Annotated in this window: 8 protein-coding genes; 2 read left to right on the top strand and 6 right to left on the bottom strand. The window is 39.1% G+C overall.

From position 1 onward, the window contains the following. Positions 1-395 precede the first annotated feature (395 nt). The 4 genes from F6J99_RS35770 to F6J99_RS35755 form a co-directional block, all read right to left on the bottom strand. On the bottom strand, positions 396-2,300 hold the full coding sequence (locus F6J99_RS35770) for an ABC transporter ATP-binding protein (protein ID WP_293120316.1): 1,905 nt from the start codon (positions 2,298-2,300) through the stop codon (positions 396-398). Then, positions 2,300-3,280, bottom strand: coding sequence for an MvdD family ATP-grasp ribosomal peptide maturase (locus F6J99_RS35765; RefSeq protein WP_293120314.1), 981 nt, complete (start codon positions 3,278-3,280; stop codon positions 2,300-2,302). Before F6J99_RS35765 ends, F6J99_RS35770 begins: the two co-directional genes overlap by 1 nt. 165 nt (positions 3,281-3,445) lie before the next feature. After that, a complete protein-coding gene (locus tag F6J99_RS35760) occupies positions 3,446-4,423 on the bottom strand; it encodes an MvdC family ATP-grasp ribosomal peptide maturase (RefSeq protein WP_293120312.1) in 978 nt (325 codons plus the stop codon). Between the two features lie 166 nt (positions 4,424-4,589). Then, on the bottom strand, positions 4,590-4,769 hold the full coding sequence (locus F6J99_RS35755) for a microviridin/marinostatin family tricyclic proteinase inhibitor (RefSeq protein WP_293120310.1): 180 nt from the start codon (positions 4,767-4,769) through the stop codon (positions 4,590-4,592). A 631-nt stretch (positions 4,770-5,400) separates the two neighbouring features. Here F6J99_RS35755 and F6J99_RS35750 point away from each other — a divergent pair. Next, positions 5,401-5,640, top strand: coding sequence for a hypothetical protein (locus F6J99_RS35750; protein ID WP_293120309.1), 240 nt, complete (start codon positions 5,401-5,403; stop codon positions 5,638-5,640). Here F6J99_RS35750 and F6J99_RS35745 read toward each other — a convergent pair. Continuing rightward, positions 5,621-5,830, bottom strand: coding sequence for a hypothetical protein (locus tag F6J99_RS35745; RefSeq protein ID WP_293120308.1), 210 nt, complete (start codon positions 5,828-5,830; stop codon positions 5,621-5,623). The genes F6J99_RS35750 and F6J99_RS35745 overlap by 20 nt on opposite strands. Positions 5,831-6,841: 1,011 nt before the next feature. Here F6J99_RS35745 and F6J99_RS35740 point away from each other — a divergent pair. Then, positions 6,842-8,005, top strand: a complete 1,164-nt coding sequence (locus tag F6J99_RS35740; protein ID WP_293120307.1) for a phytanoyl-CoA dioxygenase family protein — start codon at positions 6,842-6,844, stop codon at positions 8,003-8,005. A 585-nt stretch (positions 8,006-8,590) separates the two neighbouring features. On the opposite strand, the gene F6J99_RS35735 is transcribed toward F6J99_RS35740, so the two are convergent. Then, complete coding sequence (locus tag F6J99_RS35735) at positions 8,591-9,019, bottom strand: hypothetical protein (RefSeq protein WP_293120306.1); 429 nt, start codon at positions 9,017-9,019, stop codon at positions 8,591-8,593. Positions 9,020-9,443: the final 424 nt, after the last annotated feature.

Genomic DNA, 9,443 nt, shown 5'->3' with positions numbered 1-9,443 from the left:
GAATGATTGCCATCAAACCCTCTGCGATATATTCCCAGTCATCGGGGTCGAGGGCTAGCTGATGTCCCACATCTGCTAAATCATCTAACTCTTCTTGTGTTAGTGGAGTCTTTAGTTCTCTCAATGCCAGCAACAGAGCCAGCAGTGTGATGGTGATCGGTGAATTCATCGGGCTACCAGGGCGCAGTGCGTGAATCAGTTTCTTAAGACTATACAGAAAGGGTGCATCTCAATGCATGCTGTTTGACCCGGTGGTGCGTTACGGGGCGGGCTGTCCCAACAAGGCGCGAAGAGTTTGAACATGAGGGCAAGCCCGCCCCTAACGCACCCTACGCACTGACCTCTTTGGTACAGGAGTTAGAAGAAGCGATCGCTAACCTCTTCCAATGTCCTACTTAATTTCCTGACTTAACAAATTGCAGTTCATAGAGATAAGCATACCTTCCCCCTTGAGCAATTAATTCCGTATGGGTTCCAGTTTCCACAATCTCGCCTTTTTCCAGGACCACAATTAAATCAACATCAGCAATAGTCGAGAGTCGATGAGCAATCACTAAGCTAGTGCGTCCTTTAAAAAGCTGTTTAATAGACTCTTGAATTAGTTGTTCTGATTCAGAATCTAGAGCCGACGTTGCTTCATCTAAAATAACAATTTGGGGATTTTTTAGCAAAACTCGGGCGATCGCAATCCGTTGTCGCTGCCCTCCTGATAGTTTCACACCCTGCTCACCAATAATGGATTGATAACCATCAGGGAAACCCATAATAAAATCATGGGCATTGGCAGCTTTTGCTGCTGCTTCAATTTCGAGATCTGTGGCATCTAGCTTACCGTAAGCTATGTTTTCTCTTACTGTGCCGTAGAGCAGTAAGGTTTCTTGGGGCACGATGCCAATATGCGATCGCAAGGAACTTAAACTAATATCTTGTAGATCATGTCCATCAAGTAATACTCGTCCCTTTTGGGGATCGTAAAACCGAGCGGCTATTTTAGCAACAGTGCTTTTTCCCGAACCAGAAGAACCGACTAACGCCACTGACATCCCCGGTTTAATGTCTAAATTGAAGTTTCTAATCACTGACTGGTTGTTGTGATAAGCAAACTCCATCCCTTCAAATTTGAGATTGCCCTGTATCGAGGTCAAATTAATCGCATTTTCCTTCTCTTTAACCTCTACTTTAGTATCTAAAATCTGAAAAATTCTTTTGGCTGATACTCCTGAACTTTGGATAATATTGACTAATCCATTAAAGCGATTAATCGGTTTATTTAAAAGGGTTACATAGGTTAACAGGGCTGCTAATTCCCCAATAGTCAGATGGCTAACCATCACTCCCCAAGCACCGAAAACTAATGTCAGTAAATTTCCCAGTTCATTCAGGGTATTAATAATCGGTACGAATATAGACCAAAATCGAGTCGCCTTAAGATTTTCTTCCCGATAGTTACGACTAAATTCGCTAAATCGGTCAATTTCATACTGCTCGTTACCAAAAGACTTGATAATTTTAATATTCGAGATAGTATCTTGTAAGTGGTTACTAATTAAATCAGCTTGATCATTAACCGATTGATATATTTTTTGTAGTCTTTTCTGAGAAAATTGTAAAATATAAATGATGAAAGGCCAGGTAAGGGCAATCATGATTGCCAGCAGCCAGTTACTGACAAGGATATAGATGAAAACGACAATAAACGCAAAACTATCGATTAATATAGCAATTAAATTAGCAGACAGTAATTGCCCGACTATATCCACATCTCTTGCCAACCGTGACATTAATTCGCCCGTGCGTTGGCCTTCAAAAAAACTAATGGATAGACCTTGAATATGTTGATATAAATCTAGGCGAATGCTCTCAATAGTTTTTTGTCCGAATACTTTGATTGCATAGAGTTGAAAAAATAGCAAAGCACCGGCTGCTAAAGTCATAGATAGGATAATTACTCCTACCCAAGGCAGCATATTAAATTGTTTTTCGGGAATCACTACATCTATAACATAGCGATTAACTTGGGGAATAAAGAAGTTGATAAATGAAGCACAGATAGTTAAGACTATAGCGAATAAAAAGGGTGCTTTATGCTGCCAACCATAGTCAAATAGACGCCGGTATAAATGCGTCTCTAGTTCTTCCGGTACTTTCTCTATTTCATTATCTGTCTTATTATCTGTATCTGTATCTGTATCTTGAACATTATCTAGCTTTTCTTCAGATTTTTCTAGATTATTATCTAATTCTTCTTGTAACTTTTCTGGTTCATCATTAGTAACTTGAGGGATTTGATCAGTTTTCATTATGACGCATTAGTGAGGAGAATTTCAGCAATAGCTTGAGAAATGGGGAAGTGGGGTGAAAACGTCTCCATCCAGAAAAATTCCCCAACGGGGTTAACTTCCAGGAATACATACCGACCATCAGGGGTAAGAATAATATCTATGGCTCCATAGTTTAAACCAAAATAAGCCATTAGTTTGAGCAACTTTTTTTCAACCTCTTCGGGTAAATCATAGGCTTTCCAAGATTTAACTAACGCTCGGCCTTCCTTGCGCCAGTCGAAAGTAGAGCCTTCTAAGCTCTGGGAATCCACCGCAGCAGTAAATATACGGTGTCCCACGATCGTGGTTCGTAATTCTAGAGCCTTGGGCACCTTTTCCTGAAAGGTCATCGGACAGAAACGCAGTCCTTCCACATGCTCTAAATCCTCCGCTGTGACTGGGTTCGTGAAAACAACCTGTTCTTGCCCTTGCTCTCCATAGATAGCAAAGGAAGATAGCATTTTGGTAACGATACCCTGGTCTTGACATTCAGAAGCAAATTGCTTCACTGCCTCTGGATTGTTAGTACTCAGGGTACGGGGCGTAATCAAGCCCACCTCTCGTGCCACTTGGAGCTGTAGTTGCTTATTGTTAGCGACATCAACATTAGACATTTTGTCGAAGTGGAATGCCTTGATGCTGGCAATCATACCCCTAACCGTGACGCGACATTCCTGAATTGCAGCGTTTCGATACTGCTGATCCATGGTGTCGGGAATTTTTTTCCCATAGCGCATCCGTCGATACCAAACCGAGGACACTTCACTCAAATCTAGCTTCTGTTCCCCATCCGTAATAATTACTCCCTGAGAATTGCCCTCGTAAATATCTAGCTGCACTTCGGTAGGATATCTATCGGTATCAAAACGAAATGCTTTTCCTCCTTGAGCTTCAATGGCTTTGATAACTAGAGGAATACTCTCGTTGTCTTGGCTAAATGTAATGATTAATACTGTCATTTTATTTTATAAGGGAGTAGGGAGTAGGGAGTAGGGAGTAGGGAGTTGCGTAGGGTGCGTTAGGGGTGCAAAGCCTCTGATTTTACCTGGTAGCTAGGGTTGGGATAGTGCGCCCGAAAATTGTAACGGGCAAGATGCCCGTTCCACCCACCGGGTCTATAGCTTTTAAGAAATCAGAGCTTCTGCGATCGCATTAGAAATAGGGAGTTCCAAATCGCGTTCTAACATACCCCATTCCCCTCCGGGGTTAACTTCTAAAAACACATAGTCTCCTGAGGGTGTCACGATAAAATCTAAAGCTCCATACAGTAAGCCAAAGTTATCCATCAAGGCTTTTATTCGAGCCACGATTTCATCAGGAAGCTCGTGGTGTTGCCATACTCCTACGTCAGTATTAGGGCGACGCCAATCAACTGTGGATTTTTCATAAATAGACGAATCTAGCGCTCCTACAAATACCTTGCCCTGAACAAATATCACTCGCAGTTCCAACTGCTTAGGAATTTGCTCTTGAAACACCATCGGACAATAGCGCAGGGATTCAGCATCCAGCAAATCGTCTTCTTTAACAATACTGGTATAAAGGAAAAAAGGAGTATATTCCATACTGTAGGATAAAGCCTTTAACAGCTTTGTTACCATTTTCCCCTTCACTTGTTGAAAAAACTCCCTTACAGCTTCTGGATCATTGGTGATTAAAGTCTTAGGAATCACAAGCCCCACCTCAGAGGCTACCCGCAATTGCCGCTGCTTATTGTTGGCAGCTCCGGCTTTTGCTAAATCATCAATCCATCGCACTCCTCTGAGACTATCCCAAAGTCCTGATAATGTTGCTTTAGATTCCCGAATACAAGATTCTTGGAACTGGGGATCAAGATTTTCACCTAGGTTAGGTTGCCAAATACGGCGCATCCAAACTGCTTTTACGTCCTCGCTACTGATCACTTCAGCGCCATATTTCAGCCTATAGCTGCTCTGGGATTGATCAAACTGTGCCCTGAGTTGCACCTCTAAGGGAAACTTATCTGTGTCGAAGCGAAATGGTCGCGCCCCTTTTTTTGACAAGGCTTCTGCTACTCGATCTATTGTGAAAAAGTCACCACTGTGGGTAAGTAATAAAATTAAGTCACCGGACGAAGACATAAAACTTTTTCTTTTCCATTGGGAAAGCGCAATCGTTAGATTTTTATGATTTTAATTAGATTAAGTAAGTGGTCGTGATTTTTTTTACTAAACACGACCACTACCGATAGATTATTCAGTCCTTTGTTGAGGGTGCTACCTCTTCACAATAACCTCTTAATCTTTATTAACCATCTTCCCAATCGGAAGGATACTTGTCGGTTGTAACCTCTTCAGAATCAGAAGGATACTTCAGAGTTTCCTTATCAGAATAACCAGTCTCAGATTGGTTAGCACCCGCTTTTTGCTCTTCTAGGAAGTGAGCGAAGAATGGCTTGACTTGAGTATTGGATTCTTGATTTTGCATATCGAATCATCCTTTACGGTTAACAATTTAGTGGCTGTTAATTTCTTCAATCAACACGTCCACCATAATTAGATTACCAGACTTTTTTTTTCTCAGCACTTATTGTTTACAATTGTTTACTTTTTTTGCATACAGAGTTTGGTTGTCACCAAATTATATAAAACACTATTTGTCAATACCTTATTCATTAATAATTTATAAAGCTTGAATCTCTTGCTGTGATTAGCATTATAAAGGATCCGGTTATTTACGGCATATATAAAACTATTTGTCAAGATAGTTTTAATTAAAAGTTACTAAAGCTTGACTCTCTTGCTGTGATTAGCATTATAGAGGATCCGGTTATTTACGGCATATATAAAACTATTTGTCAAGATAGTTGTAATTAAAAGTTACCAAAGCTTGAATCTCTTGCTGTGATTGACTAGGGGGGGTTTATAACGGAAGAATATCTAATTTAAATGCACAACAACTTAATAATTATAATTAACTATCCCTCTTCTGTAAAACTGGGGTCAAACCTTGATTTTTCGTAGGCTGAAATGACGCAAATTCGTTCGATTGTCCCAAAATCACAGAAGAAGAGTATAGGGTTTCCAAATGAAATGTAAACCTGGGAGGTCTTTTTTGATTGTTCAATAAAACTCTGGATATTTTTCTCCTATTGCCTTTTGCCTATGGTAGGCAAGCCAATGCCTACCATACGTGTGTTTACAACCCAAAAAAAACGCTATATAGGCAAGGGAGTAGTGCGATTACGGGCATCTTGGTGGAACGGGCATCTTGGTGGAACGGGCATCTTGGTGGAACGGGCATCTTGCCCGTTTCCTGCCGCAACCTCCAACTATTCTCTATTCCCGCTCATCCCTAGATTCTTCACCGATAGGATCATTGCCAACATCAAATACAATCACAAATTCAGCATCCGGCATCAACCTTTTCAGAGCCTTTAAGTGCCCTTCTGCATCCGACCGATTGCGGAAGCGAGCAACAACGACCCGTTGCATCTGCGGCAATAGCCGAACAACAGCCCACGGATGTAGGCGGTGGTAGTAAGTCATAATAAATCTTGTCTCCTTTCATGGGGAATCTAGAGCCAGCCTTGGGACCTTGGAGAATCTGTCGGCTGGCTCTTACCATGGAACGTTTTAGGGTTCATGGCATGATTATATTATATCATAAAAAATAGTATATTATAGCATATTTTAAAAACTTTTGTAACAAATTTTTGGCGTTGCTGAATTTTCCAATCAATAGTTTCCAATCAATAGGAGTAGAGTGCAGGGTAAGCGCAAGAAAAACGAACTCATAATATGCTAGAAGAACCGATGTCACAATCAAGGTATCCAACAGGCAAGACTCTATAGAATATAGCTTTATTCAAGGGCGCTTAGTATTAATTTACTCAATCAGCAAACTAGCTATAAACGCAGTATTCGTCAAAAAAACAAACGAGCCAGCATGAACACGAGGTATATGCTTAAAATTTTAAAAGCTTTGATTCTATTACACTCTAACTTATCTGGGGCATAATTTTTAATTTTTATTGCATTTACCCCGCAAAAACTAGTTATATTCACCACCATATAGTTATTAATAAATTAGTTAGTAATTTTGTAATTTTCGATTCAAATAATTCAGATAATTAGGTAATAAAAATTTACGAAACCATTATAAAACTAGGGTTCCAGCCCAGTCTCATCTGATATTGTTTGAAATTTAACATTTTTTTTGTACTTAAAATTTATTCTTATGATACTATAGATAATAAAAATAAATGGAGGCAAAAATATCAAACTGCAAAAAGCTATTCCCCCACCTGTTTGGCCTTGCTAAATCAATGGCAATGAGACCTACTTATTTAACTCCTAAGCCAGTCGATGATTAAGAAAAAATTAATAATATTTTCTTAATGAAAGAAGTGACTGGTACTCCCATAAAATCGTAAAAAATTATTAATACATAAAGATATAGTGGTAAAAATGTAGTGATTTAGCTACGGTCTAGTAACGGTTTTGAGGGCTAAAATCAATACTTTTGTACCACTAGGAATAAAGATAAGGATAAAAAGCATGATCTACAAACCCCACTTTTTGTATCGTCTCAAACTGATATTAGTGTTTCTGTTGGTAAAAGTTAAATTTATTCATTCTATTTTGCCTAAAAATATAAGAGATAAATTGCCAATAGGTTGGAATAATAAAATGTTTGGCACTGCTTTTAAATCCGGCGGTAAAAAATTGTATTTCACTTATTACTCTGAACTTCGAGAACCAAACTCTTACACCGCCAAATCAGTAGTCGATCCCAAGTATAAATTAACAGAAGAAGAGATAAGTTTGTTTTCTAAAAACGGCTACATAGGTCCTTTTGATTTGATGTCTTTTCAAGAAGCGAACACCATGAAGAATCATGTAATTAAATTAGATAAGACTGAATCGGAAATACTGTCTTATTATAGGGGAGATTATCAATTTGAAGCTCAGATAAATGGCAGTGCAAAAAATAGTGACCATACAGTATTGAGCGAAACAAACAAATTTTTTGCTAGAAGATTGAATTCTTATAACCGTCATTTAGAAGATTATACACTTCTAAATTTATTCAAAAATCCAGCAATCACAGAGCGCTGCGCTCAACTGCTTGGTTCCGATATTATCTTATGGCATAGTAACTTTTTTCAAATTCCTCCTCATAGCAATGGAACACCTTGGCATCAAACCAATACTTGGTTTATGGACTGGAAAAAATCAATAATACAGCCTGCAAACATCAAGGATATTTTTTCTCTGACTTGTTGGATTGCTCTAACTGATGTGCCAAAAGAAAAATCTTGTCTGACAGTAATTCCTGGAACCCAGAGAAAAATTTACCCAATTAAATTTAAAAAAAGTAAAAATAAGTCTGGTAGCGCTAATAAGTCTTATGGAGAATTAAAAAAAGAAGTTGACTATCCATTTGACTCTGCAAATGTCCACTTTCTTGAAGCTAAAGCCGGACAATTTTTTATTTTCTCTGAACGAGTAATTCATGGCTCAACAAGGAATGTTACGGATGACTATCGCTGGGCTCTAGTTGGTCGTATTGTCAAAACTGACACAAAAATTTACACAGAAAAGATGCTTCAAGAAGGGTACGATATCAAAGTTTATGGTGCTAAAAAAATAAAGTTAGATAATTGGAAAGCAGTTTTAATAAGAGGTGAAGATCGTTTTGGCTACAATAGACTACTTTGATTGTTCATCAAAATTCTAAGTATCAAATCTAGCTACAGTAGGATGCATCAACTTATTGAATGTAAGCATTAAGCTGTCAGCGGTGAACTAAAAACTCACGCTACCTGAGGTGCCGTCAGCCGTCGGCGTTGCTGAATTAGGGAATGAAAGGAATGGGGTGGGCATCCTGGCTGCCAGAAAAGATTAGAAGCAAGATGCCGAAAAAGATTAGAAACAGGCAAGATGCCTATTCCACAAACCTCTTTAATTTATTCCATTATTAAGCAACGCCAAAATAGGAACAGGCAAGATGCCTATTCCACAAACCTCTTTAATTTATTCCATTATTAAGCAACACTCAAATAGTAATATGGGAAAATCTTGTGTAGATAATTACACTATGAATCGGTTTAATAATTATTTTTTTTTGGTGCATCTCATTTTTGTTGTTTGACAAGGTGGTGCGTTACGGGGCGGGCTGTCTAAACCCTAGCTACGATGCTGAAAATGATGCCCCCCCTAACACACCCTACGCAACTTTTTTACAAAGATGAGATGCACCCTTTTTTTTGTGTAAGTAATTGTGTACTTGGAAGGCCAATATGACTAGCACGGATCATAAATAAAACTCTGTTTTATCAAGTTCCACTCTCGAATTAAGTGGGTTTCACTTGGCCTTAACTTACGCCCCTTTAACTCAGGGTGACTAGCATAGAATACTGCATCGATTAATGCTGTAATTGTCTCTACGTAATCCTTCACCTCATAACCATAGTCTCCATGATCAGCATAACAGCTAGGTATTTCCATCCAAACAATCCTGTCTTTTAAAACCTCTTTAATAGCCAACCACTCTTTTTTGTACTGTTTTTGATGAGACTTGATACTCTTGTTTGACATTTCTGGATTAGCTTGCCAAAAATAAAAGTTAGTAAAATTGTCTAGTACAGACTCGGGAACACACGCAAGTGCTTGACTTTGTAAAACAACCGAGGCGGAAAGAATAGATAAGCCTAGAGATTTAAAGTTGAGCATTGGCCGAAATAGTTACACTTATGTCTTTAGTCTTCCTTTCCTATAGGGGGTCTTCAGGACTTTTGTGCATTAATTCCAGTTCAAAACTCAGAAAGCTTACGGTACAAGGGATGCAATCTGCCAAAGGAGGTTTGCCCCACTCGCGCTTTGCATCAAGACAGGAAAATTGTAAGCATTCAGCCGTCAGCGGTGAGCTAAAAACTCACCCTACTTGAGGTGTCGTCAGCCGTCGGCGTTGCTGAATTTGCGAATGAATAGGAGTAGGGTGGGCATCCTGCCCGGCGGAAAAGATTAGAAGCAAGATGCCTATTCTACAAAATAGGAACAGGCAAGATGCCTATTCTACAAAATAGGAACAGGCAAGATGCCTATTCTACAAAATAGGAACAGGCAAGATGCCTATTCTACAAAATAGGAACAGGCA

Origin of the sequence: Moorena sp. SIO4G3, assembly GCF_010692305.1 — a bacterium.
GTDB classification, from domain to species: Bacteria; Cyanobacteriota; Cyanobacteriia; order Cyanobacteriales; family Coleofasciculaceae; genus Moorena; species Moorena producens_A.
The sequence above is the reverse complement of the archived record's forward strand: the minus strand, read 5'-3'. Positions and strand labels throughout refer to the sequence as shown.

Bases quoted from the DNA above. Each gene is read 5' to 3' on its own strand.
- F6J99_RS35755 (WP_293120310.1), bottom strand. From the start codon at position 4,769: ATGCAAAATCAAGAATCCAATACTCAAGTCAAGCCATTCTTCGCTCAC.
- F6J99_RS35770 (WP_293120316.1), bottom strand. From the start codon at position 2,300: ATGAAAACTGATCAAATCCCTCAAGTTACTAATGATGAACCAGAAAAG.
- F6J99_RS35735 (WP_293120306.1), bottom strand. From the start codon at position 9,019: ATGCTCAACTTTAAATCTCTAGGCTTATCTATTCTTTCCGCCTCGGTT.
- F6J99_RS35760 (WP_293120312.1), bottom strand. From the start codon at position 4,423: ATGTCTTCGTCCGGTGACTTAATTTTATTACTTACCCACAGTGGTGAC.
- F6J99_RS35740 (WP_293120307.1), top strand. From the start codon at position 6,842: ATGATCTACAAACCCCACTTTTTGTATCGTCTCAAACTGATATTAGTG.
- F6J99_RS35745 (WP_293120308.1), bottom strand. From the start codon at position 5,830: ATGACTTACTACCACCGCCTACATCCGTGGGCTGTTGTTCGGCTATTG.
- F6J99_RS35765 (WP_293120314.1), bottom strand. From the start codon at position 3,280: ATGACAGTATTAATCATTACATTTAGCCAAGACAACGAGAGTATTCCT.